Source organism: Streptomyces sp. NBC_01077, assembly GCF_045162855.1.
In the GTDB taxonomy this organism is placed as follows: domain Bacteria; phylum Actinomycetota; class Actinomycetes; order Streptomycetales; family Streptomycetaceae; genus Streptomyces.
The window spans coordinates 9,760,932-9,785,857 of the sequence record NZ_CP108669.1 but is presented as its reverse complement, the minus strand read 5'-3'; the positions used below and the strand labels follow the sequence as shown (position 1 = coordinate 9,785,857).

General features: G+C 64.2%; 13 protein-coding genes and 7 pseudogenes. 8 read left to right on the top strand and 12 right to left on the bottom strand.

The window, feature by feature from the left end; genetic code table 11:
- Nucleotides 1-5 precede the first annotated feature (5 nt).
- Nucleotides 6-550 (bottom strand): annotated as a pseudogene (locus OG462_RS43875) (transposase family protein); the annotation flags it as partial.
- 204 nt (nt 551-754) lie between these two features.
- On the opposite strand from OG462_RS43875, the pseudogene OG462_RS43870 reads away from it, so the two are divergent.
- Both OG462_RS43870 and OG462_RS43865 read left to right on the top strand, forming a co-directional pair.
- Nucleotides 755-1,559, top strand: a pseudogene (locus OG462_RS43870) (transposase family protein).
- Nucleotides 1,560-2,153: 594 nt separating this feature from the next.
- Nucleotides 2,154-2,357 carry a transposase family protein gene (locus OG462_RS43865; RefSeq protein WP_406066294.1) on the top strand — a complete coding sequence of 68 codons (204 nt, stop codon included), beginning with the start codon at nt 2,154-2,156 and terminating at the stop codon, nt 2,355-2,357.
- 274 nt (nt 2,358-2,631) lie between these two features.
- Here OG462_RS43865 and OG462_RS43860 read toward each other — a convergent pair.
- Nucleotides 2,632-2,846 (bottom strand): annotated as a pseudogene (locus OG462_RS43860) (IS30 family transposase); the annotation flags it as partial.
- 118 nt (nt 2,847-2,964) lie between these two features.
- Between OG462_RS43860 and OG462_RS43855 the strand changes: the two are divergent.
- From OG462_RS43855 to OG462_RS43830, 6 genes and pseudogenes are all read left to right on the top strand, one after another.
- A complete protein-coding gene (locus tag OG462_RS43855; protein ID WP_406066919.1) occupies nt 2,965-3,414 on the top strand; it encodes a hypothetical protein in 450 nt (149 codons plus the stop codon).
- Between the two features lie 1,189 nt (nt 3,415-4,603).
- A complete protein-coding gene (locus OG462_RS43850) occupies nt 4,604-6,307 on the top strand; it encodes an alkaline phosphatase D family protein (RefSeq protein WP_406053694.1) in 1,704 nt (567 codons plus the stop codon).
- A 272-nt stretch (nt 6,308-6,579) separates the two neighbouring features.
- On the top strand, nt 6,580-6,972 hold the full coding sequence (locus OG462_RS43845) for a DUF6632 domain-containing protein (protein ID WP_406053696.1): 393 nt from the start codon (nt 6,580-6,582) through the stop codon (nt 6,970-6,972).
- Between the two features lie 849 nt (nt 6,973-7,821).
- A pseudogene (locus OG462_RS43840) lies at nt 7,822-8,201 on the top strand (transposase); the annotation flags it as partial.
- Nucleotides 8,202-8,589: 388 nt separating this feature from the next.
- Nucleotides 8,590-9,505 (top strand): annotated as a pseudogene (locus tag OG462_RS43835) (transposase family protein).
- A gap of 1,343 nt (nt 9,506-10,848) precedes the next feature.
- A complete protein-coding gene (locus tag OG462_RS43830) occupies nt 10,849-11,181 on the top strand; it encodes an Lsr2 family protein (protein ID WP_406053698.1) in 333 nt (110 codons plus the stop codon).
- Nucleotides 11,182-12,468: 1,287 nt separating this feature from the next.
- Here OG462_RS43830 and OG462_RS43825 read toward each other — a convergent pair.
- From OG462_RS43825 to OG462_RS43780, 10 genes and pseudogenes are all read right to left on the bottom strand, one after another.
- Nucleotides 12,469-13,266, bottom strand: coding sequence for an ABC transporter ATP-binding protein (locus OG462_RS43825; RefSeq protein WP_406053700.1), 798 nt, complete (start codon nt 13,264-13,266; stop codon nt 12,469-12,471).
- Between the two features lie 9 nt (nt 13,267-13,275).
- The gene (locus OG462_RS43820; protein ID WP_406053701.1) at nt 13,276-14,268 is read right to left on the bottom strand and encodes an ABC transporter ATP-binding protein; all 993 of its coding nucleotides are present in this window, start codon (nt 14,266-14,268) and stop codon (nt 13,276-13,278) included.
- Nucleotides 14,265-15,113 (bottom strand): ABC transporter permease, encoded by an 849-nt coding sequence (locus OG462_RS43815; RefSeq protein WP_406053703.1) that lies wholly within the window; start codon nt 15,111-15,113, stop codon nt 14,265-14,267. The genes OG462_RS43820 and OG462_RS43815 overlap by 4 nt, the downstream gene beginning before the upstream one ends.
- Before the next feature lie 141 nt (nt 15,114-15,254).
- Nucleotides 15,255-16,208, bottom strand: coding sequence for an ABC transporter permease (locus OG462_RS43810; RefSeq protein ID WP_406053705.1), 954 nt, complete (start codon nt 16,206-16,208; stop codon nt 15,255-15,257).
- A 14-nt stretch (nt 16,209-16,222) separates the two neighbouring features.
- Nucleotides 16,223-18,100 (bottom strand): ABC transporter substrate-binding protein, encoded by a 1,878-nt coding sequence (locus OG462_RS43805; protein WP_406053707.1) that lies wholly within the window; start codon nt 18,098-18,100, stop codon nt 16,223-16,225.
- 24 nt (nt 18,101-18,124) lie between these two features.
- Nucleotides 18,125-20,086 carry a S9 family peptidase gene (locus OG462_RS43800; protein ID WP_406053709.1) on the bottom strand — a complete coding sequence of 654 codons (1,962 nt, stop codon included), beginning with the start codon at nt 20,084-20,086 and terminating at the stop codon, nt 18,125-18,127.
- Nucleotides 20,087-20,357: 271 nt separating this feature from the next.
- A pseudogene (locus OG462_RS43795) lies at nt 20,358-20,651 on the bottom strand (IS5/IS1182 family transposase); the annotation flags it as partial.
- An 18-nt stretch (nt 20,652-20,669) separates the two neighbouring features.
- Nucleotides 20,670-21,871 (bottom strand): IS3 family transposase gene (locus tag OG462_RS43790; RefSeq protein ID WP_406053589.1). Its coding sequence is split into 2 segments (ribosomal slippage): nt 20,670-21,586 and nt 21,586-21,871, totalling 1,203 coding nucleotides; the frame shifts between segments, so codons are not numbered across the junction.
- Between the two features lie 65 nt (nt 21,872-21,936).
- Nucleotides 21,937-22,509: pseudogene (locus OG462_RS43785) on the bottom strand (IS5/IS1182 family transposase); the annotation flags it as partial.
- A gap of 1,712 nt (nt 22,510-24,221) precedes the next feature.
- Complete coding sequence (locus tag OG462_RS43780; protein WP_406053711.1) at nt 24,222-24,545, bottom strand: transposase; 324 nt, start codon at nt 24,543-24,545, stop codon at nt 24,222-24,224.
- Between the last annotated feature and the right edge of the window lie 381 nt (nt 24,546-24,926).

Genomic DNA, 24,926 nt, shown 5'->3' with positions numbered 1-24,926 from the left:
CTCTTTCATCCCGAATAGCCGCAGGTCGCTAGGGTTTGTATGGCTTGGAGGGTGCGGCTGATGTGTCGGGTGAGCGGTGGGCTCTGTGCATGAGGTGCCAGGTTTCGGTTGGGTGAAGGTCCGTTCGCCGGGAGCGTGTGGTCGGGCATGATCGCGGTTGAACGGTTGGTGATGCTCGGGCTGTTCGCGATGGTGGTGGCACGGGGTGCGCAAGGCGGCGCCGGCGCCTTGGTGGGAGCGGTCGGAGGCGATGGGGTGGGCCAGGGCCTCGGTCAGATCATGGGTGCGGCCGGGTGCCGCGCGGGAGAAGGCAGAGCGGTGTGCCGTCCGGGCGGGCTTTACCTGCAGGTTCATACCGTGCTTGCGATGTTTCATCGGGCAGTACGGATCGTCCGTGCGGATCCGGTCGGTGGGAATCAGGGGAGCCGTCGAAGACGACGTGATCGCTCTCATCCGGGCCGACGAGGGCCTCCCGCAGGGTCGGCGCCCACGCTGCGAGAACGTCTAGGATCTCGTCGGCATACCGCCAGGCGGCGGCCTGGGATAGACCCGGGATCCGGGACCAGCAGGGGCTCCTCGGCTGCCGGTGTGCTGAGTGGGGCCCTCCTCGTCACCCCACCCGCTGACCAGCCCACTTTCCGCCAGCCAGGATGAAAGATGAAAGAGGTTCAGTGAGGTGTTTTCATCCTGTGCCGGGAGGGTGGAATGACCTGGTGGGCGGGGGTGTGACGGGGCAGGGCCCCTGGTCGTTTGCGTGGTGATCTCACTCATCACACCGGCGACCGAGGGGCCCTGTTGGTTCCGCATCCTTCCATGCTCGACGTCCCGTACGAGCTCGTCGAGCATGTCTCCTGGCTTATCTTCGCCCGAAGGCGTGAACTGAACTCGCCGTGGAGACGGCTCGGTTGCTTCAAGCAGGCGCTGCTCGTCCTGGCCCATCTGCGGAAGAACGAGACGTTCGCCCAGCTCGCGGCCGGGTTCGGCGTCTCGACCGCGACGGCCTGGCGCTACGTCGACGAGACCCTGGACGTCCTCGCGGCGTGGGCGCCGGGCCTGCACGAGGCCCTGACCGGGCTGGGCGAGGGCGACTTCGTCATCGTCGACGGCACCCTGATCGCCACCGACCGAATCGCGGCGGACGAGCGTACTACTCACAGAAGCACAAGCAGCACGGCATGAACGTCCAGGTCATCGCCCGGCCGGACGGCACACCGCTCTGGTTCTCCCGGGCCACGCCGGGACGCACCCACGACCTGACCGCCGCCCGTGCCCACGGCATCACCCAGGCCTGCCTCACCAGGCACATCCTCGTACTCGCGGACCGCGCCTACCAAGGCGCCGGCGCCACCGTCCGCACCCCCTACTACCGCCACCGCGAACAGCCCGCCCACTACCAGCAGTTCAACCACGACCACGCCCGGCTCCGCGCCCCCGGCGAACGCGCCTTCGCCCAGCTGAAGTCCTGGAGACTGCTCCGGCGAGCCAGATGCTCCACCCGCCGCATCAGCACCATCGTTCAGGCCATCCACACCCTGCTGACCTGCAGCTATTCAGGATGAAAACGCCTCAGTGAACATTTTCAGCGGTGAGTCTCCAGGGTGAGGATGGTTCTGGGGGTTGACGTGCGCCTATTGGGGGCTGAGTCAGGCTAGGTAAAGATCTTGCATCCGCGCGATGGCTCTTTCGCCGGGCCGCCTCGGGTGGGAGCAGGCCCGGTTTCAGATCTCTGTTTGATGGTGAGGTCCTTGCCAGGCTCCTGTGACGGAAAGCCGTCATATCGTCGACCGCTCCCTGGCAGGCCTTTCCGGTAGATCACGGGGCTTTCGCCTGCGGTGATTGCTGAACTCGTCTCCGAGGTCAGCCCGTTGTGGCAGGAACGGCATCAGGTCGGGCTCGCCCCGGCGAGACGTCGGGCCTTGGATGGGTAATCATGGGCAGGTGGTGGAAACACGACTCGCGCAGTGGTCATCAGCAACCGCCGGGTCACGGGTCTGTCGGCCCACGTGGTTGCTGAACTCATCGCCGAGGCGGGTCCGTTGTGACATGCGTGTCACCAGGACAGGCCTGACTCTCGGCCTCGGAAGCGGGCCGAGGGCGCCGGTGCGAAGCACCCGGCTGGTGTTCATCGACCGGCTCCTGACCACCTCGTTCATCTGCGTCACGGCACCACGCACGATGTGCTGGCCTGCTGGTTCAGTGTGGACCGCTCCACCATCACCCGCGCCATCGGCGACGTGCGGCCCCTGCTTGCCCAGCGGGGGGTGCACCGTCAGTCCCGGGGTGCGGCTGCGGACGCTGGCCGTGGTCGTCGAGCACCTCGGTGCGAGCGGGAAGACCGGCAACATCGACGGCACTGAGACCCGGGGCCGGCGGCCTGCCGCCCCGGACGTAAAGACCGGGACAGGTTCGTCTCCGGGAAGAACAAGCAGAAGGCCGTCAAGGCCCCGCCTCGGACGCCTTGCCAGGCTGACTGCTCTCATCGTCGGCTGGCACGCTTCGGCCAAGCAGGGTCTGAGGCTGGTCGACCTGCCCCCGGGGAGTGACGCTGTGGTGTCGCAGCCACGAATGCACCCCTGCCCGCCAGGCGGGACCAGCTCATCCGCCACAGCGATGCCAGATCGCGATCCGGACTCAACCGGTCGTTTGCAACACCCGCTTCTTGGATCGAGAGCGGGTGTTCGTGAGGGCTTCGGCGGGTGCCTTCCATCCGAGGGTTCGCGGGGCTGGCAGTTGAGGGCGAAGGCAACGGCCTCGAGGTCGTCCGCCTGCCACGGGGGCAGGTCCGTGCCCTTCGCGAAGTACTGCCGCGCCAGCCCGTTCGTGTTCTCGTTCGTGCCGCGGTCCCAGGCCAGCGACAGGTGCAGGTCGAAGAGCTTGATCGAAGACGAGTACTCCGTGCTCACGCGGTAAGAGAGTTCCAGCATTATCTTGAGGTGTTGGCCAACAAACCAGGGGATTGGGAGCATGAAAAAGAGAAGGATCATTCCGGCACTGCTCACCTCGGCGATAGCAGCTGGGGCGTTTATCGGAGCTACCGCTGGAAACGCTCAGGCGGCTAGCGGAACTTCATGCAGCAGCTGGACAATTAACCAAAACGTCTGGATGCGTGGCTGCATTCAGTGGTCGGGGACCACCGCGGATCGTGCCTACACCGAGGTGGAAAATAGATCAGGATCTTCCAAAGAGGTTGCCATTACGGCGACCCTCCGGGATGACGACGGAAACCAACTTGCTTACAAGCGCGAAGTGAAAGCACTCGCGATTAATGCTTCAACAAAGGTCTATACCGTCTGGGTTGACGACTTCACCTGGGGCCCCGAAAAGGCTTCAGGATCTACCTCGGTCCGGTACTCCTGGATGGAAAGCTTCCCAACCCCCTTTGCCACCGGGTGGGCATTCGAGCCCTGGTACTGATTGGGCACACCAAGTGCCTCGGGTGGCGAAAATGACCGCCAGTTGGATTAAATTGAAATTAATCCACTCAGACTTCATCTTAGCTGCCGTTGACCGATCCACGGAATCATAAGCCGCTCACTACTACAGGGAGCTCAACGGGGCGAGCAATTCCCACTCCTGATTAGTAAGTTCAATACGGCGTATCATGCCACCATGATCCACCATCGAACGAGCTTGTCAGAGGTGGACCCTTACTGACACGGAGCGCACTGTGCTGTCATTTGAGGTTCCAGGATTTCACCAATAGCCGTCGCCGATGTGAACTGAGCGATCGACTTGCGAGACGGACATGCTGTGGAACTCCTCTTGCCACACCGATCGCAGCGGTCAACGACAACCGAGGGCTGATGCGCAGCCACTCCAATCGCACTTCTGCCGACGGGAAGAACTAGGGTGCGGAGTACTCACGCCGAAAGCAACCCGACCTGCCACTATTGCAGCAGTGCCGAGTCCGGGCATCGCCGTTGCTGAGGCAGGTCTCCGTCTTCCGGTGTAGAACCTCCACTGGCATTCGGGCGTCACCGATGAGCCATCTAGCCACAAATCCGTAAATGAAGTATATCGCGAGCGAATAGGGACTATCATGCCAGAAATTGCCAACCTAGAGATGCTTCCCAGCGAAGAAGTGGGACTGTCCGCCCATCCCGGGTGTGGCTTCTTCACACTCGTAAAGACGCTCTGCGGCGCATCAGCCACGCAGTGTCGCGACACGGACTACACCCACTGCGACACCGATTACACAACGCCGTCCGGTGCTGAAACCTGCTAGACCGACTAGTTGCCGGCAGTCACCGGGCACACGGTGACCTTTCCACGTCCAGTGCCCGGTGACACCCGGCGGAGTCCGCGATGCCACGGGAACGTTTGCCGCCGTGGATGATACGGCGGACTGATCGACAAGTGTTCGATGAAAAGACTTCCGCGCCAAGGCTTTCGCTAGTTCCTGTTGGATAAACGCTCGCACCATCGCATGCGTCCACGCCAACACCCTGCTGCCCTAAGCATCAACAACTTGGCCGACCGGTTGACTGAGATCCCTCTTGATCCTCCTGTCCGACCGGGTCAATCGTCGGAATCTCCTGCCTGGCCGAAGCCGGCTGATGAGCGGGAGCAGCCGCTGCGGGTATGAGCAATTTGCCGAAAGCGCATGAGTAGGGTGTACTCATGCCGATCCGGTTACCTACTGGTAATTTCTGCGCCTGTGACGCATACCACACAGAATTCGGCGAAGCCCACTCGGCGCTCGGTCGTGAAAGCCGCCACGGGAGTCGCGCTCGTGTCCTGCGCAACCGCTCCCGGCGTTGCCCATGCGACCTATACGGCTCCGGTGTTCCTGCATGGCGTCGCCTCCGGCGACCCGTTGCCCGATGGCATCATGCTGTGGACCAGGGTCACCCCGACACCAGATTCTATTCCAGGCTCAGGACGGGGCCCTGCCGCCGTCGTGGACTGGAGCGTAGCGACTGACCGTCAGTTCACTCACATCGTGGCCTCCGGCTCGGTAAACACAGGGCCTGAGGCCGATCACACGGTCAAGATCGATGTTCGAGGTCTCGCGCCCGCGACCACATATTGGTTCCGCTTCCGCATGCAGGGAGCGGAGTCTCCCGTGGGCCGGACCCGCACGGCCCCGGCCATCGATGCGATGGTCGATCGGATTCGTCTTGGTGTGGTGTCGTGCGCCAACTGGGAGGCCGGCTACTTCTCCCCGTACAGGCACTTGGAGGCACGTGGTGACCTTGATGCTGTGCTCTTCCTCGGCGACTACATCTACGAGTACGCCTCAGGCGAGTACACCGCCCGAGATCAAGTGGTCCGGCCACACCAGCCCTCGCACGAGATCGTCAGCCTTGCCGACTATCGTCTGAGACACGGCACTTACAAGACCGATCCAGACCTTCAGCGTCTGCATGCCTCGCTGCCCGCCATCGCAATTTGGGATGATCACGAGTTCGCGAACAACGCTACTGCGGAGGGAGCCGAGAACCATCAACCCGCTTCCGAGGGCGACTGGTCAACACGCATGGCGGCTGCCAAGAAGGCGTACTTCGAGTGGATGCCAGTCCGGCAGTCCGTCGCAGGCACGACCTATCGCTGGATTCGCTATGGAAGGCTGGCAGACATCGCCCTGCTGGATCTTCGCTCTTTCCGCTCTGCGGAAGGTGACTGGGGTCCAGGAAGTGATGTGGACGCTCCCGATCGGACAATCACCGGCAGAACCCAGATGGAGTGGCTCAAGTCCGGTCTGACTCAGTCCAATAGCGTCTGGCGTCTCGTCGGCAACTCCGTCATGATGTCACCCGTCCAGTTCCTCTCTCTGCCAGCATATCTGGCGCGTCCCCTGGCGAAGCTCCTGGGTCTTCCGCAGGAAGGCTTGGCGGTCAACACCGACCAATGGGACGGCTACACGGCCGATCGCCGTGAGCTTCTCGGACATCTCAAGAAGTTCGGAATCCAGAACACGGTCTTCCTGACAGGTGACATCCACTCTGCATGGGCGAGTGATGTGCCTTTCGAAGCAGCCACGTATCCCTTCTCTGACTCTGTGGCCACTGAGTTCGTTGTCACTTCGGTGACGTCCGACAACATCGACGACATCCTGAAGGTGCCGCCCCACACTGTGTCTCTTGTGGGCACCACTGCTTTGCGGGCAGCCAACCGTCATCTGAAGTGGGTCGACCTCGACTCCCACGGCTTTGGAGTCCTGGATGTTTCCGCCGAGCGTGCCCAAATGGACTACTACGTCCTCTCCGATCGCACCGATCCCAACGCGACGGCAACCTGGGATCGTTCCTACCGGACTCTCCACGGAACCCAGAAGTTGGAGCGGGTGAAAACACCACCGCGTTGACCCGTGTGCTGGTCGCGCCTGAGACGGCGCGACCAGCCGCTATCCGGTGTCTGTTCCACAAACCGATCTTCTGGGACTCGAACCCGGCTGGTCAGACCTGATCCATGCCAAGCCGATCGCTCCAGGTCACGAACCAGGTTAGTCGGCCAGTATCGAAGTGGCTGGGCATCCAGTAGGACTGCCGAGTTCAGCTCATACCTCACAAGAGCGCGGAGGAAAGAATGGGTAGTCGCCTAGAAGGCACTGCGATACCAAGGGAGTCATGCATAGCCATGACGGTGGCAGGACTTGGCTACGCCGTCTTCTACCCGGTACTGGTGATCTCCGCCACACCGGGGTGGGTGTGGGGCGAACCTCACAGAATGCCAGCCTTCGAGCACATGCTTTTCGCCATCTACGTCCCCCTGGGCTTCTTCCTCGTCTGGGGGGCGCGGGACCCGCTGCGCTACAGGCCACTCGTCGACTACGTCATCGCGTCCAACCTCTTGCACGCCACGGCCATGCTCCTCTCCGCCTCAGCCGATCACTCGGAGCATGAACATCTGCTGGCCTGGGGAGACGTGGCCGGAACATACGCAGGTGCCATCGTCCTACTCGCGGGGCATCCGACCCACGGGATAGCAAGCTACCTTCGTCGGCGTCGTACCTCGACATCAGCAGGCTGAGTCCCAGCCTGCTGGCTTCCAATCAGCGGTGCGCGGGGTCTTCGAGGAAATCGACAAGACCGTCCGCCACGGCCGTGTGTGCCCGCCCCGGCCGGGAAGTGTCCTGGACACTGCGGACCAGCGCGCCTGCATACATCAGATGCCCGGCCGTGGCCCGCGACGCAGGCTGCCAGGTCGGATACCTGCCCGGACTCGCATTGGGCGGATCGCGGCCGGAGCTGACTGTCGAGATCACCGCTGAACCGAGCGTGCTGACCGGCTTCGGCCGAGGCGGCCCGCTCCTCGTCTTGAGCGGGCTCAGAGCCCACGATTGGATCACCCCGCCGTCACCTGGCTCCTCGAGCAACGGACCGGTTGCTCGGTTGCTCCTTCGGTTCTAGCGCTTGTCGCTACATTCTTTGATCATGATGGGTGGGTTGATCGCGAGGCGTGGTCGGTCTTCCCCAAGATGCCTCTGTACTGTCGGCCGACCCGGCCGCGGTGGATCCCCTCTTGATGAATTCGATGTCGTCGAGATCACACACACCGCCCGGTCCGATCCGCTCGTCGACATGCTCCCCCACGTCGTCACAGACCGCATCCGCGTCCCAGACCACCAAAGCCCGTCCCAAGCTCGTGGCCTACGCGACGCGACGAACACCCCGCACGTGAGTTCAACAGACTCTGGAAACCATCCGGGATGCGATGACCTGTGTATTCGGCCAGCTGCCAACCGTTCTTCCGTGCCACCCGCCAGCAGACCCCGCAGATAGTCGCGCCGCCAGTGCGGATCAGCCTAGGCGAACCGGCCCGCCACCTGTACGAACACGGCGTCCGACTCCGCAGCCCACACCTGGACCTCAGCCATCCATGTGGGCTGGGATTGTTCCGGATGGTTTGCTGGAGAATACGGAGCCGTTGATCCTGCCTTCTCGGGTACGGCCGCAGGGCGGCGGTACGCAGGACACGCCTGATGAGGCGCTGTTCGCCGCCATCGTCTGCGTGCTGGTCGGCGGGTGTGCCTGGGGGCGCTGCCACCCGGTTCGGCGTCTTGAGGCCGACCGTGCATCGCCGGTTCCCGATCTGGTCGCGGGCCGGCGTGGGGGGCCGACTCCACGAAGCGGTCCTGCGCCGACTCGAGGACGCCGGCCTTCTCGACGTGACCCAGACCGTGCTCTACTACGGCCCACGTCAACGAAGCCGCATTCGGTGGTGGACCTGCCGCCGCTGCGAGAGCAGGGCCGGGCGCCGTCACGGTCCTGGACCGAGGCCGCCATGACCGGTACGACCAAGAGCAGGCTGAGGGCGTCGACCGCGGTATGCCGCTTGCGGCCCCACCTTCTTGTCGGCGTCCCACCCTCGGTTGACGACGGCGGCGGTCTCGGGCGGCGCGGACCGACTACGAGCCGGTCACGGTTGCGCTCGGCTCGTTGACGCGTCCCACCTTGCGATGAAGGCGATCACGGAGTGCGTCCTGGAGGTCGTCGAGGTGCTGCGTGCGCTCCCACTACACAAAGAAGGCATACACGGTGGAATGCTGTGGGAAGTCGACCGGCAGAGCCCGCCGCTTACGAGCTGGTGCGTGATTGCGGGTGAGGCGTCCGTGCTGGTGGGTGGCATGATCCGAGTGTGGCGATCATGGTCAGTCGGACGGTGCTCGTGCATCGGTTGTTCACGGGCGTCTCCCGGCTTCATCTCGCTTGCTTGGTCGCGGAGTTGGACGGCCCGTGGCAGGCCGGTGCCGAGGGCCGTCGTCATGAGGCACGCGGCGGGGCCAGGAAGCGGGCCGCGGGTGCCGGCGCCCGGTACCAGTTGGTGTTTGCCGACCGGCTGGTCGCCACTCTGATCCATCTGCGGCACGATCTCCCGCACTCGGTCCTTGCTCTGCTGTCCAGTGCCGGCCGTTCCACTGTCACCCGGGCCATCGGGGAAATACGGACGGCTCCGGCCGAGCGGGGATGTGCGGTCCCCGGCCGTCCTGGCCTGCGGCTGCGGACCCTGGCCGATGCGTTCGGCTATGCCCAGGCCGAGGGCACAAAGCTGTTTCTGGACGCCACCGAAATCCAGGTCCGCCGCCCCTTGGCCGGCCGCGGCGGACGCGGCGCGTTCGTCTCAGGGAAGACGAAGCAGAACACGATGAAGGCCACCGTCATCGCAGACCACCAGGGCCGCACATTGTGGACCGATGCCCTGCGGCCAGGGCGGATGCATGACGCGACTGCCACGCGCAACGAAGGCATCAGTGTCTGTTTCCAGCACTTCCCCGATGTGGAGGTTTCTCCTGAACGACGGATGTCCGGGCCTCCGCCGCGACCACCCCGGCCAGGCGATCACCCCACCCAGAAAGCCAAACAAGGTCGCCCTCCCGCACGTGTATGCCGCCCGAGAGGAAGCCCGGCACCAACACTCATCGAAACGCATCACCGTCAAGCACGCACTCGCCGACCACAAACGCTGGAAGCAGCTGACCCGCTGGACCCACCGGCGCGAGACTCTGCCCGACACCTGCCGGGCCATCGCCGACCTCGTCTCCGGCCGCACCGCCAACGCCTGACCACGACCTCGATCAGGCAGACACGGCTCCACCTCTATCACGCACCAGCTCGTTAGAACTGCTACCGAATGACTGCAGGCGCCGCCGGCAGATGAGTGAGCAAGCGAGGCTGAGGAAGGCCTCGTGGATTTCGACGCGTACTTCCCAGCGGATCCGTGGTCGGCGGAACCGGTAGAGATGGGCGAACGTTTGCTCGACGATCCAGCGGTCGGTGCCGAGACCGGATCCGCAAGGGACACCACGTCGGGCGATGACGGGCTTCACGCCCAGGGCCCGGGCCAGACGCTCGCGTATGGGAGAGCCCTCGACCGTCGGACGTGAGGGGTCCAGACCGTTCGCTCCGCGGAGCCGAGCGAGAAGGGCCTCGGGCAGCCGTGGCGCCAGCCTCGGGCCACTCGGCCAGACGCCGCCGACAGGTCAGGCCCGATCCGAAAACCAATTCCTGCGGGAGGCGTTCCCACACGATCCCGGCATACAGGACGAACAGGTGCTGCCCTGGAACACCAGTCGGCCCGGATGCCACATCCGCCCCGGATGACAAACCCCACGCTTCACCCTCGACAATGAGCGATCCGATCACCGCCGAGATCCCATCATCCACTTCCCACGGCTTCCGCCAAGCCACCCCGCAGATCCAGATCAAAGATCTCAGAGCCATCCAACCAGCCGAAAGATCATTTCGTTAGGGGTCGTTACGCCCGTTGCCCACCACATGCCGGGACAGCATCGACGATTTTCCGCCGGCGGCGCTCCTCCCGAGCGCCCGCCTCGCCCCCATCGACAGGCAGGCAGCAATAGCTCGATGAACCGCCACTCGACATCCGTCATGTCGACGAATAGCGCCACCTACGAGTAGGTGAGGCGGCACCGCGGCCGACGCGACGTGCCGGTCGCGGACAGCACGGAGAGGCAACCTAGTTGGCGTCGTCGGCTGAGAACGGTAGAGCACCACTACGAGGCTCCTTCTGGTTCGCAACCGCTGTTGTCACGGAAGCCTGCTGCGTTCGCGGAGCTTCAATCTGCGATGTCGACTCGAGCCATCCGGCAGGACTTCGAAACACGCCCTACCAGCCACCTGGTTACCGCTAGGTGGTTTCCTCCGACCCATCGGAACGCATTACCGGGCCATCCGGCACATCACGTATCATTCGCGGGATAACCGATAAAAGGCGCTCCTCGCGCTCAGCCCTCAAGGTGACCATCGGTAACCGTGCTCTAAATCCGGACCGGTGTTTGGCGTAGAGTCCTGATTCTCTGGCACACAGGACCCTTTCGTATCACACTCTTCGAGTCTCCTCTTCCCTCGAGGTTTCATTGCGCGACAGAAGGTGTACTCTGCCCTTATGGCACAGAAGCACGTGACGATTTATATCGACGACCTGACCGGACAGGAAACGCAGGAGGGCTCGACCCACACGTTTGCGCTCAATGGAGTGCAATACGAGATCGACCTCTCTCCGGACAGCTACGACCAGTTGCTCGATGCCTTGGGCCCGTACCTGAAGTCGGGCCGAAGGGTGCGCGGTAAGGCGAGGAAGCTCACTTCCCCTCGCAACCAGGTAGAGGGGCCGTCCACCGCCGAGATCCGTGAATGGGCCAGGCAGAACGGCTTCGAGGTCAACGAGCGCGGTCGAGTGCCCGCCGAAGTGCGCGAGGCGTACGAAGCAGCGCACTGAAACACCCTCTTGTTCCACTCCGGCGTAGATTCGAGAGCTCCTGGGCCGGCCCGTTGAAGTTACGGGTCGTTCCTCCCAGATCAACGCGTTGGTGGGAGTCCCGAGTAATCTGGGCTCCCACCAACACACCGGTCGATAGGTGAGCATTTGAACCTAGGTCACTTATCGGGTGGGGGTGGAGTGGGCTGAGCCCCACGGATGTTGAGTGAGGTGTTCGGCCTCCGCTCTTCATCGGTGGGGCTCTGTGGCTGCTTGCACGCTGCTGATCGTCGCCCGTGAGGGTGACCGCAGGTTCAAGCTGCCGCCGTCCCGGTGTGCTCTGGCCGGCTGGTGTACCTGCGCAGGAACGACACGCACATCGCCGTCGGGTCCGGCATCGGTGCGGGCGCCGCTCGCCTGCATCCGTATGGTCATAGCGCTTCCGGCCGGCCGGGAGTACCACGCCTGACCGCAGCGTTGAGCAAGCACCGCAGGCACGGCGTGACCCTTCAGGCCATCACCGCTCCAGACGGGACATTCGTGTGGATCTCACTCGAGGTGCCGGGCCGGCCCATGATCCGGCCGGGGCCCGTTAGCACCGGATCACCGCCACCTGTACCCGGCTCGACGTCCCCGTCCTGGCCGGCAAGGCGCACCAGGGAGCCGGAGACGGTGCCGCGTCGCACAAGGCCCGGCAAGGACCCCGCCATCGCGCAGAAATGCGCCGCCCGGGCACACTCCCGCCCGAGACAGCCGGTGGACAGAGCGACCGCCCGGATCAAGACCTCCCGCGTCCCCAGAAAAACACCCTGCACCCCCGACAACCTCACATCAATCGCCAAGGCCGTCCCCACCCCGACGACTCACCGGCTGAAAATCCCCGGCGTACGCCCGCCGAGGCTGGCGACCAAGGTGAGCGGCTGCTGTGGTCTCGCTCCCTGCAGGGGTTCGCGCCGCGGTTGCCCGTCTCGATTCTCGCGGGGCACGTCCTGTCGAAGCGCGGGCCAGTACGACACTTCGTCGGGCACCTCAATGGCTCGGTGGTCGTGGGCCACATTGCCTACGCCACACCTCGGCGGCGTTCACGGCTCGATCCGGCCTCAGGCCCTATCAGTGATCACGCTGAGGCTACCCAGTGCCGGCCGACGAGTCGCCGGGAAGTTTCCATTACTCTGCGTACTGCAGAATGAGCCCCGGCAGATACCAGGTGAAGCACCCATGAGTCGATTGCTCCCATAGCGCTCTGCTGCGGTTGCAGATCCGCTCGTGTGGCATCCTGATCAGAGTCGGGATTGTGTTGAGGTCTGCTCAACCGTGTCGCAGCGGCCGTGGCATGGCTGCCAGAAGCGCGCGCGTGTACGACGCCTGAGGATCTTTCAGTACCGCCTCGGTTGCACCGCATTCGACGAGCTGCCCTTGATGTAGGACAGCCAACCGGTCGCAGAGGGCCCATGCGAGTCCGACATCATGCGTGATGAAGAGCAGGCCTATCCCGTGATCTGAGCGGAGTTGCTTGAGTACCTGCAGTACTTGGCTGCGGACCGAGACGTCCAGCGCGGATACCGGCTCGTCACACACGAGTGCCTGAGGACCCAGCGCGAGGGCTGCGGCGATGACCACTCGTTGCCGTTGCCCCCCGGAGAGTTGATGCGGGTGGCAATGCCAGTAGCGGTCAGCGGGGGTGAGTCCGCTCTGTTCCAGCGCAGCGACCGCAAGGGCTGTTCGTTCCAGTCCTGGTGTGCCGATCCGATGGATGTCCAGTCCCTCCGTTACCTGTTGCCCGACGGTGCGGCGCGGGTTCAAGGATTGATATGGGTCCTGGAAGATCATCTGTACATCGCGGCGGAAGGAGCGGGCGGCCAGTGCTCTGCTCAGGGGTTGTCCCTGATAGGTCACGTCGCCTGTAGTCGGTTGTTGCAGCCCGACGAGGGTCCGCCCGAGTGTGGTCTTACCGCTGCCTGAACCTCCGAGCAATCCGAGGATTTCTCCCTTGTTCCACTGGATGTCGATGTCGGCTAGGCCTGTAACGGTGCCGGAGGCTGTGCGTGCGACGTACTCGACACCGAGGCCGTGCGTTTCGAACAGAGGGCGGTCTGCGCTGAGCATGTCGAGGTCCTATCTCGGGCGGTGGCAGCGTGCCGTGTGGTGTGGTGTCACGCCCTCGTGGAAGGCTGGCTCCGTGGTAGTGCACAGGGTGTCGGCCCGGTGGCAGCGGGGGGCGAACGCACAGCCGGCGCCTCGTGGTTCAAGGGGGCTTGGGGGGTGGCCTGGGATGGGAGTCGGTATCTGTCGGACAGGGCCAAAAGTCGGCAGCGCTGCCAGGAGACGCTCGGTGTAGGGGTGCCGGGGGTTCGTGTATACGTGATGGGGCGCCCCTTGTTCGACGACTTGTCCTGCGTACATCACGGTGATGTCGTCGCACACCTCGCTCAGCAGCGAGAGGTCGTGTGAGATGAGCAGAAGGGAGAGCCCGAGGTCTTTCCGTAGCTCGTGCAGCAGGTCGAGGATCTGGCGTTGAGTGATGACGTCCAGGGCCGTGGTCGGTTCGTCTCCGATGATGAGGTCGGGACGGCAGGCCAGGGCGAGGGCGATCATGAGTCGTTGCCGTTGCCCTCCGGAGAATTGGTGAGGGTAGTCCCGGGCCCGGGCGGGGTTGAGGTGGACTTGCTGCAGGAGTTCGCCGACTCGTTGGTTCGTCTCGGGGCGGTCCAGTTCCGGTTCGTGGGTCTGGATGGCTTCGTGGATCTGCTCGCCGACGCGCATGACGGGGTCGAGGGCGTTCATCGCGCCTTGGAAGATCATGGAGATGCGTCTCCAGCGGATCGAGCGCATGCCTCGTGGGGAGAGTGTGTGCAATGGGCGGGGGCCGGCAGGGGTGGCGAGGTGGATCTCTCCCGCTGTCCGATGCAGTCCTGGCGGGAGAAGGCCCATGATGGCGAGTGCTGTGGTGGACTTCCCGCAGCCTGATTCGCCTGCGAGTCCGTGGACTCGGCCCTTTTGGATGTCGAGGTCTATGTCATTGACGAGGGTGGCTCCGGGGACGGTTCTGCTGGTGATGGTCAGCCCGCGGATGGAGAGCAGGGTCTCGGTTGCGCCGGGTCGGTTCATTTTTGTTCTCCCAGCCGAGGATCGATGCGGTGCTCGATGGCGTGTCCGACGAGTGAGAATGCGAGGACTACGAGGGCGATGCACAGGCCTGGTGGGAGGAAGTAGGTCCAGGCACCTGATGTCAGAGCACCTGCGCTTTGCGCGGATTCGAGCATTCCTCCCCAGGAGTATCGGTTGGGGTCTCCGAGGCCGAGGAAGGAGAGCGTTGACTCGGTCAGGATGGCGAGCGAGACGTAGATGACGGAGTTGGCGAGTACGAGGGGCAGTAGATTGGGGATGAGCTGTTGGCGGATTACGCGTAGGTGGCTGGCTCCCAGGACGCGTGATCGTTCCACGTAGGCACGGCTCTTGAGGGAGAGGGCTTCGGCTCGGACGATGCGCGAGGTGCCGGCCCAGCCGAAGACGCCTATCACGGCTATCAGGACGCCTGTTTGCCCAAGGGGTACGGAGGATGCCCGGTTGCCGAGCAGGGCGGCGGCCAGGACGGCTACGGGAATGAGAGGAAGGACGAGGAACCAGTCGTCGAGCATGCTCAGCGCACGGTCCATGGCGCCGCCGAACCAGGCCGAGGCTATGCCGACGGCGGTTCCTATGACGGTGGATACGAACGCGGCGGCGAGTCCCACGAGCATGGATGCTTGTGATCCCAGAAGGAGTTGGGACAGGACGTCGCGGCCGTTCTCATCGGTGCCGAGCCAGTAGTGTGCCGATGGTCCGGTAAGGATCTCGCTTGAGAACGACGATGCCGCGTTCGGGTCTTGCGGCGCGAGTATGGGGGCCAGGAGGGCCATCACGCCGAACAGAAGCAGGATGATTCCGCCTATTGCTCCGCGTGCGTCGCGCATCACTGACAGAGTGGCTGGGGCCATCCTTCCGATGGGTCCTCGTCGATTCGCAGTAAGGATCTTTTGGGCTGTGGCGCGTTGCTCTTCCGTGAAGGTAAGGAGCTGACGGGGTTCTGAGGATTCGCTCATGGCAGTCTCCGGTCAGTTCCTGATGCGGGGGTCGAGACGGCTGTAGATGAGGTCAGTGGCCACGTTCATGAGGATGACCATTGCTGAGGAGAGCAGGAACAGGCCCTGAAGCAGGGGATAGTCCTTGCCTTGGATGGCTTGCATCGTGAGAGTTCCGATGCCTGGCCAGGAGAAAAGCGCTTCTACTGTGATGGCGCCGCCGAGGACGAAGCCGAGGTTGAGTCCGATGACGGTGACGACAGGGAGGAGGGCGTTGCGCAGGATGTGGCGTCGCCTGATGGTTCGTGGTGGGAGGCCGATTGCTCTGGCTGTGAGTATGTGGTCCTCTTGCATGGCTGTGACGACGGAGCTGCGCATGTTCACGGAGTACTGGGCCAGTAGCCCGAGGGTCAGTGTCGTGATCGGTAGTACGGCGTGTTTTGCGATGTCGACTGCGTGTGCCATGCCCTTTGCGGTTGATCCTGGTTCCGTGGCGTGGCCGGTCGGTAGGAGAGGGATGGCCTGGGCGAAGGCGACGATCAGCAGCATGCCGAGCCAGAAGACGGGTATCGCGTACAGGACCACGGAGCTCTGCGTGAGCAGGGTGTCCTGTGTTCGCCCGCGCTTCCAACCCGCGTGGAGACCGATCCAGGGGCCGATGAGGGACGCGAGCACGGTGGCTACACCGACGATGAGCAGGGTGTCGGGGAGTGCATCGATGAGTTCTTCGACTACGGGCCGGTTGGTGACGAAGGAGCGTCCGAGATCGCCGGAGAGGGTGTCCGCCACATAGTGCTTGAACTGAATCCACTGGCTCTGGTCGAGGCCGCGTTGCTCGATGATGGCGTCTTGTGCCGCTTTCGACAGCTTGGGGTTGCGCGCGAGGTCCTGCTTGGGGTCACCGACGGCGCGGAAGAGAAAGAAGTTGAAGCAGAGAACGAAGGCCAGGGTGCTGCCTGCGGTGAGCAACTTTTTCAACATGTTCATGGCGCTCGCCTTTCTCAGTCCTCATCGGTCCAGTCGCGCAGGTGACTTACTGACGGCTTCCTGCGTCGTCCTAGGATGAATCCGACGCCCGCTGCTGCCGCAACGAGCACCGCTACCGAGGGGAGCGACAGTTGCCGGGGGCCCGCATTCGGGCGCTGGCTCTTCGCGCTTGCCGTGTCGGGTCCTGGCCGCAGGTGAGTCAGCTGCAGCCAGTTCGTTCCGAAGGGCGATCCGTTCGGCTGCGGTGATGTGAGGTATCCGTGCCATGTGTCGTTGCGGGTGAGGGTGAGGCTGTGTGAGTAGACCGTGGGGATGTAGGGCAGGTCCTTCATGGCGATCTTCTCCGCCTCGTGCATGGCGGACATGCGTTCTGCGGGGTCTGTGCTCTTCAGGGCTTTCAGGGAAACGCGGTCATAGGCGGGGTTGGAGTAGAAGGAGTCCTGCCAGGTGCTGTCTGTGCGGAGGACTTCGAAGTTGAAGTCCGGGGTACCGATGTCTCCGGACCATGCCCAGTAGAAGGCGTCGAAGGTGGGCGCGTAGTGGTCATCGTCCTTGCCCGGTGCGTAGATGGCATTGTTGAGGGCGTCTTCGGTGACGACGGCCATGTCGATGGTGATGCCCAGGTCTGCTGCCCAGGCACGGATGCGACGTACGGCATTCTGGTCCTGGTCTTCGGTTGATCGCACCATCATCTCGAAGCGTGCGGGTGTGCCGCCCTTGGTGCATGGATGCCGGGTGCAGTCCCAGCCGCCGGCCTTCAGGATGTCTCGCGCCTTGGCAGGGTCGTACTGGTAGCCGATCTCTGCGTCGCGAGAGTGGTCTTTGAAGTATCGCGAGTAGTAAGGGGAAATCAGTCCGTAGGCAGGGGGGTTCTGGCCGCCGTAAACCGTGCGGGAGAGGGCTTCGCGGTCGATGCCCCATGCGATGGCCTGCCGGATAGCGGGATCCTGCACTACGGAGACCTTTGCCCCCTTGCCCGGTCCTGAACATGCCCCGGCTCCCTTGGGCGGGCAGGAGTTGAAGGCTATTTCGGAGAACCCGGGGGATGCAGCACCCCAGACCTTGATGTCCTTGGCCGTCTTGAGCTGTTCCACCCATCGGCTGTTGCCCTCGGAGACCATGTCGAGGCCCTTGAGCTTCAGATCGCGCAGTGCGGCCTCGCCGTCGTCATAGTGGACGAAGAGCACGCGCTTCATCTGAGGTTTCTCGCCACGGAAAGTTGGATTGGGGACAAGTTCCGTGGTGCCGTTTTTGTTCCATTTCTTGATGCTGAACGGTGCCGTGGTCACGCTGGGAAGTGGTACCGGCGCCTTGTCGATCTTGTCGATGGGCACGCTGGCGAAGATGTGCTTCGGAAGGATCGGAATGAAGACGGAGTCGAGTCGTGCGTCCGGTTCCGTCAGGCTGAGGCGCACGGTGAGGGGGGTGGGTGTGGCGATTTCACGGACGCTGGTCGTGTACCCGCTGAGCATGTTGGTCTCGTTGGTACGTACTGCGTCGTAGGTCCACTTGACGTCCGCGCTCGTAAAGGGCTTCCCGTCGGACCAGGTGACACCGGATCTGAGTTTGAACGTCCACGTCTTGCCGTCCGGGGAGAGCGAGTAGGACTCGGCAAGCGAGTGCTCCAGGTCTGGGCGACCGTCCAGGGTGCGGTAGTTCAGCAGGAGGTCATAAGACAGTTGGGAGACGGTGTTGGCGATGATGTTCTGCTGCCCCAGAGGGTTGATGCTGTCGATCGGTTGTTCGTGGCCGATGCGGTAGTCCCCTGTTGACGGCGTTGTGGCGAGCGACTCGGCGGGGATCACGTAGTTCGCGCCTACGGTGAGGCCGATCGCGGCGGCAAGCGGAGCGGTGAGCCGAATGAGTCGGTGCAGGCTGAAGGATGCGGGCATGGCGTGTGCGGGCCTTCCTGTCTTTCAGGTGCGATGAAGCGGCAGATGGCGGCGGAACCAGTCCATGACGCGTCGATGACGGTCGACGCGCCGGTCCAGCCGTGCCGTGCCTTGCATCAGGTGGTCGGATTCCGGGTAGAGCACATAGGCGACATGCCGGCTCAGGCGGCGTAGCGCGATGAACATCTGCTCGTTGTCCGCGGGGGGGCATCGGAGATCGTCCTCGGCCTGCAGGATGAGGAGCGGGGTGTTCAGGTGTTCGGCATGGCGCAACGGCGAGGCCCTCCACAGGCGGGCTGCTCCTTCTTCGCTGGTCGGGTCGCCCAGCCCTGCGGCTTCTGCGTACGTGGGGCCGGTGTCGCAGGCGCTCCACGCCGTGATCTGATTGCTGACCCCGTTCTCCGCGACGGCCGCGGCAAAGCGAGGGCTGGTGGCGGCAAGCCAATAGGTGAGGAAGCCGCCGTACGACGCTCCGCACACACCGATGCGGCCGTGCTCGGCAAGACCTGTCTCGATGAGGTGGTCCAGCACGGCGTGAGCGTCGGCGGCGTCGACTTCTCCCCAAGCACCGTGCAAGCTGCCGGCCCAGTGACGGCCCTGGTCAAGGGATCCTCTCAGGTTCGGCATGGCCACTCGGTAGCCGGCAGAGGCCAGAATCATCGCTTCCAAAGTGGGATACATGCCCCACTGGAGCGTCGGACCGCCGTGGAGGGCCAGGACGAGCGGCACCGCTGTCCGGTCCACCAGACCGGGAGGCTCTGCAAGGTAGACGGTGATGCTTCCGGCCGGGCCCGGCACTTGTCTGCGTTCCACAGTAGGAAGCACGTAGCGGTCCAGCCAGAGCGAGCCGTGCTGGGTCAGACGGCGAGATCCTGAGCCCTCCAGGGCGTAGACCTCCGGTGCGCAAAGAGCTCCTTGCACCAGTACGGCGACAGTGCGCCCACCGTGCTCCGCTATGGAAGACACCTGGCATCCATAGCGGGCGTCCAGCAGGCGTTCCCCGCTGCTGAGGCGGACAGGAAGCACATCGCCGCCAATGCTGACCGTGGTGACATCCGCCGAGTCGTCGCCATCGGTCCACCAGTCGTGCAGATCGCTCTCACCGCCGAGCTCGCCGACCCAGAGGTCCGCCACGGAGTCGCCGAGCAATGGCACATGACTCAGGTCGGGCAAGATCCGGTACGCCTGTGAGGGCTCGGCTGAACGCGGGGCAGCGACGTCGTGACCGATCGCGACGATGCTGCCATCAGCCGCGAGATGATAGCGCCGCACTCCCCCAGCCAGGAATGTGACTTGCTCCCACTCCTGTGTGCCTTGCGGCCCCGGCTGCAGCTTGTGCACCTGGGGGCACGGCGCAATGTCTGCGTCCTCCCGCAGGTCGGCCAGAACATGGATCACACCGTCACGGTCAACGCGTGGACGAGATAGGAACTCGGGGCCGAACGTCAGCTGACGCGCTGAGGTGGAGTCGGCACTCACAGGCACTCGGTGCACATGGAACGGGCGCAGCCTCAGCCCTTCCCCGTCAAAGCGCCAGTTCGAACGCTCGATCACACGACAGACCACACCGTAGCTGTCTTTGGCATCCGCGTCCGCTGACGGTGGCGCGGCCGCCACTTCGAATGGAGAATCCACGTCCTGAGCGAGTACGGCGAGCCACCGCCCGTCAGGGGACCAGTCGAAATCGCGGACTCCTCCGGGAAGGGCAGTGAGTTGATGCCTGCTGCCGGTCTCCAACGACACCACGTCCACCTGTGCCGGAAGATCACCGTCATCAGAGATGAACGCCACCGATCCACCGCCTGGCGCGATCCGGGGGTGGGTGTCGATGGAAGGACCGTCCGTGAGCCGACGGGGTTCCCCTCCGTCATAGTCCACTGCCCACAGATCGATGCGATCCAAGCCGTCACGGATCTCCCGGCGCGTGTACACGACCGTGCCTTGGCCGTCACCGGAGACGTGCAGGGCAATCTGCCCAATCGCCACCTGCTCCTTGAGCGCGTCAGGAGACAATAGACGGGGCGGAGCCGTGGGAACACCCACCATGGAGCAACCTTCCGATGAATCACGTGGCATGCGCACCGGTGCGGTATCACTGACGCAGGCCGGTGCCTTGGAGCAGACCACGTTCGGCACAACAAAGGCCGCTTCCTGAAACCCGTCAGCTTGAACAGGGCTGCCGGCGCAGGTTCCAAATATGCGATGAGTCCCGGCGCTTCTTCATGAGCAGCCGGTACTTAGAGCGTCCGCCAGTAGGTCATCGGATGCGGGGTGTGCGGGGTCGTGTGTCCCATCGGTAGTGGGTCCAGGCCTTGCGGATCGGGTGGCGGATGGTGACGAATATGCAGGCCAGGGCGATGTAGAACCCGATCGCGGCTTTGCGTCGCTCGGTGCAGCGGCGGAGTTTCCCGAAGCTGTTCAGCCAGGAGTTCGTCCGCTCGACGGCCCAGCGTCCACCGGCCTGGATAGGGACCTTCATTCCGCGGCGAGTGATCCGGGCGTCGATGCCGCGTTCGGCCAGGTCGTCGCGGACGGGCCGGGGGCCTTGACCCCGAATACTGGACACGGGTTATGCGGCTTGGGCCAGCGTAGTTGATGGTGTTGTGGCTGCTGTTTCGTAGGCGATGGGGCTGCGGTGTCCAAGGCGGGAGTGACGGCGCCGGGTGTTGTAGCGGTGGAGCCACCGGAATGCGTCGAGGCGGGCTTCGCGCTCGCTGGGCCAGGACTTTCTGCCTTGGAGTGTTTCCCGTTTGAAGGCTGCGTTGAAGGACTCGGCGAGTGCGTTGTCCGCGCTGGACCCGATCGTGCCCATGCTCTGGATCACCCCTGCTGACCTGCAGGCTTCGGCGAATGCCCGACTCACGTATTGCGCGCCGTGGTCGGTGTGCATGATCGCACCGGCGAGGCTGCCGCGGGTTCGCTGGGCGGCGGCCAGGGCGTCGGTGACGAGCTCGGTTCGCATGTGCTCCGCGAGTGCCCAGCCGGCCAGACGCCGTGAGGCGAGGTCGATGACGGTGGCCAGATACAAGAACTTCCCGCCTTCCAAAGGGAGATACGTGATGTCACCGACGTACTTACTGTTCACCGTGTCGGCCGTGAAGTCCCGTTTGATCATGTCGGGGGTCTTCGCGGCCGCCTCGTCCGGGATCGTGGTGCGGTGTCTGCGACGCAGCCGCACTCCTTGCAGATTGATGCTTCGCATCACGCGGGCGATCCGCTTGTGGTTGACATGTTCGCCGTCCGCGCGGAGCTCGGCGGTGATCCTGGGAACGCCGTAGGTGCCATCCGATTCGAGGTGCACGGCCCGTATCCGGGCTGCGAGGCGGGCGTCGGCCGCCTGGCGGGCGGCCCGGTCGGGGGCTGTCGCGCGCCAGTGGTAGAAGCTGGAGCGGGCGATACAGAGGATGGTGCACAGCCGCTTCACGCCGAAGCGGCGCTGATGGTCGGCGACGAACTGGAAGCGGTTCACCAGCGCGTCTCCCCGGCGAAATACTTCGCCGCCTTCCGCAGGATCTCGCGTTCCTCCTCCAGCTCACGGACCTTCTTGCGCAAAGCGGCGTTCTCCGCCTCCAGGGGCACCGGTGGCCGGGCCGGTTCCTCCGCCCGGTGACCGCGGGGACGGCTCGCGCCGCCCGCCCGGATCCAGTTGCGCAGCGTCTCGGGGTTGATCCCCAGATCAGCGGCGATCTGCCTGATCGTCGCTCCGGGCCGCGACTGGTACAGCGCGACAGCGTCCGCCTTGAACTCCGGCGGATAGTTCTTCATGACCACGAGATGTCCGTCCTCAGATCCACAGGATCCAGTCTCTCGTGTGTCCAAGATCAGGGGTCAAGGCCCCGGTAGTCGTAGCCGGCGTCCAGACCCAGCCGCGGGTGTTCCGGCAAGGGGCCCAGGACGTTCCCAAGGCCGCGGTAGGCGTCCAGAATGGCTGGCAGCAAGGTGTGATCGCGGATGTTCGCGGGCGCCGGCTCGGTGACGAGCGGTATGCCCTGCGCTTCGGTCAACTGCGAGCGTTTGAGGCCCTGTTTGCCGCGGTCGACCGGGCTTCTTCCCGCGCACTCGCCGCCGGCGGGCGCCTTGGTGATGCATCCGTCCGCGATGAGATGATCGAGTTCGAGGCCGATCATGCGGTCGTAGGCGGACAGGACCAGCAGCCGAAGTTGTTCCATCACCCCGAGTGCGATCCATTCGTCTCTGCGCCGGCGCAGCGTGGTGGCAGAGCAGCGGCCATCGGCCACCCGTTCGTATCCGCAGCCGAACACGAGCACTTGCACCAGGCGGTCGAAGACGACCTCGTCTGCAATCCGGGGGTTGTGACAGCCGAGCGGATGATGGTCCTCACGGGCAGGCAACAGTGCCAGGAACTGGTCGCGGACTGGTTTGAGCAGGCATGATGGAACAGCAGGCACGGACACCCCGAGTGATCATGAAGCGTGAAGAACTCCATGATCGGGGACCGTGCCTGCACCACTTCACCCACCTACTGGCGGACGCTCTTATACAACCCCTGAGTGAAATGATCTTCGGGCTGGGTGGGTGGCTCTCAGAGCGTTGATCCGGTCGTGTGGGGTGCGCCGGCGTAGGCAGTGGGACGTCGATGACACGTGTGGGCGGTGATCGAGCCGCTGTTGCCGAGGCGTAGCGGCTCGGTTCGTCATCCTGGGCCGAAGCCGCATCCGGACCGGCTGGTATTGCAGCATCCTGTTCGTGCTGCACGCAGGGATCATGTGGAAGCGCCTTCCGCAGGAGCTGGGCTTCGGTTCGGGCATGACCTGCCGGGGCGTCTGGCCGAGTGGCCTGAAGCCGACGGTTGGCCGCGGTTGCACGAGACTCTCCTGGCCCGGCTGTGCGGAGCGGATGTTCCTGACTGCTCGCGCGCAGTGAGCTTCTTCAGCGGTCACTCCAGAGGATGAGTGGCTGGCTGAGGTTGACTGCCCTCTGAGCTGCGGCAGCGCAAAGCTCTCGTGGGCCCAATCGTCACCCGATCGGTGGCCACTCTGAAGAAGCTCAGTGAGTCAACTCCTGCATACACGCGGCAGAGAGGGGGATCCAAGAGAGGGCGAAGCCCTGTCGACCGGGCAGGACGGCAGCAAGTATCACCTGGTCGCTATGCCTCAGGCAATCCGCCTGCGGTCACGCCCACCGGAGGGAACCGCACCGCCGTCACGCAGTTCATCCCTTGCTCCAGGCAGCGTCCCACCGGTCCGTGGCAACTTCGGCCGCCCGCGGCGACGGCCCGACCCGTGTCAGGCGACCGTGGCCACGACAGGCACCGTCGCCCGGCATGGGCCCTGGACGTGAAACGCGTCCATGCCGGACGTGGCGTCTCACACGGATCCGGGCCCGGCGCCCGCCAGCAGGTCGGCGAGCACGCCACCGCCCCAGAAGCCTCGCCCGCTCACCTGCTGGCGACTCCAGAAGGGCTGCATGGAAGAGCGGTATAACTCCGGTCATGGAGCGGGCACCGCGTCGACGGGCGTGGATGGCCGGTTCATGAACGAACTCGTGGCCCGGGCTCAGGCCGAGGGCTTGCAGCTGACGGATGAGGGAGGCCTGCCCAGGCAGCCGCCAGGGCGTGTGTTGGAGTCTGCTCTCGAGGGGAGATGAGCGATCCTCTCGGCTGTGACCGGCCGGCTCCGGCAGCCAAGAACGGCGGCAAATCCAGGAACGACAAGCGGTCCAAGCAACCAGGCCTGAGCTGGCGATTGCCCGCGCAGGCCTGGCAAAGACACAACTCTATGCGTGGATGCTCATGAGCCACTTGAATCCCTGGACAGTCACCCGCCCGTTACGTGGATGATGTAGCCAGTCGTAGGCCTTGGCGGGTCAAGCTCGTCGCCCGCGACTACAGCGCTTCGAAGATCCCCCTTGGCGGATGAGGCGACGGCAAACCCGGAAAGAGCAGCAAGCGCGATCCCTGCCGCTATCCCCATACTGGTGATCCTTAATTGAATACGCAATTTCATTCCTTACCTATTGCCCTGCACACTGCTCCTACAGCGGTTCCTACCGTGAGGCGGCAATGCCCATGGGTCGATTAGCTCGTATGAATTATCTTGACAAAACATAGACAATCTCCCGAGCAGTGAGTACTCAATTTCATCAGTCAGGCGCAGCAGCTTCATGATCCATGCAATCTGTTCGCCCCATTTTCCACCGGCCTAGAGCTCTGCCGTCGCTGCTCCGGCCACCCCGCCAGGGCATGTTCGGCGGGTGGTTGCCGGTGGCGGTGGGCGTCTTGCCTGCCAGGGGCGGTCGCGGCCTGATGACAAGAGGCCGCCTGGAGGTCGTGGGAGCGAATGGTCAGGATCCGGCCTGCTTTGGCTTTGGTGCACCGCTCGCGCGGATAGCACCCGCTGCACAGGTCCCTGAAGGCTGCTTTGCGCTGGTGGTGCTGTCCGCCGGGGTCCGGCAGCGGGACTGTGTGCCCTTGGGAACAGGTCACGGTGGCGGCGACGGCGAAGCAGCCGGTGCCTGACCCGCTCCAGCACCTGGCGGGCGTTGCCGGTGAGGCAGGCGATGTCGCCGAAGGCGTGAACCGGCTCGTCCTCCTCGGCGAGCAGATCCAGGCGACAGCGGCCTCTTGGTGTTCCGGCCCGGCTCCGGGAGCGAGAGCAACGGCGGTGAACGGGCCGGTCTCGGGCTCGACGGCGAGGTGGGCCTTGTATCCGTCCTGCTGATGGGATTGAGTCTTGCGACGTGGCGGGCTTCGGGATCGACCGTGGAGACCATGCGGCCCGGGGCGGTGGCCCGGGCCCCAGCGCCCGTCGCGGCCGTCCGGAGTCCCTCAGCCGGTTCGACGCCCTGCCCGGCGGCCGGGATGCCC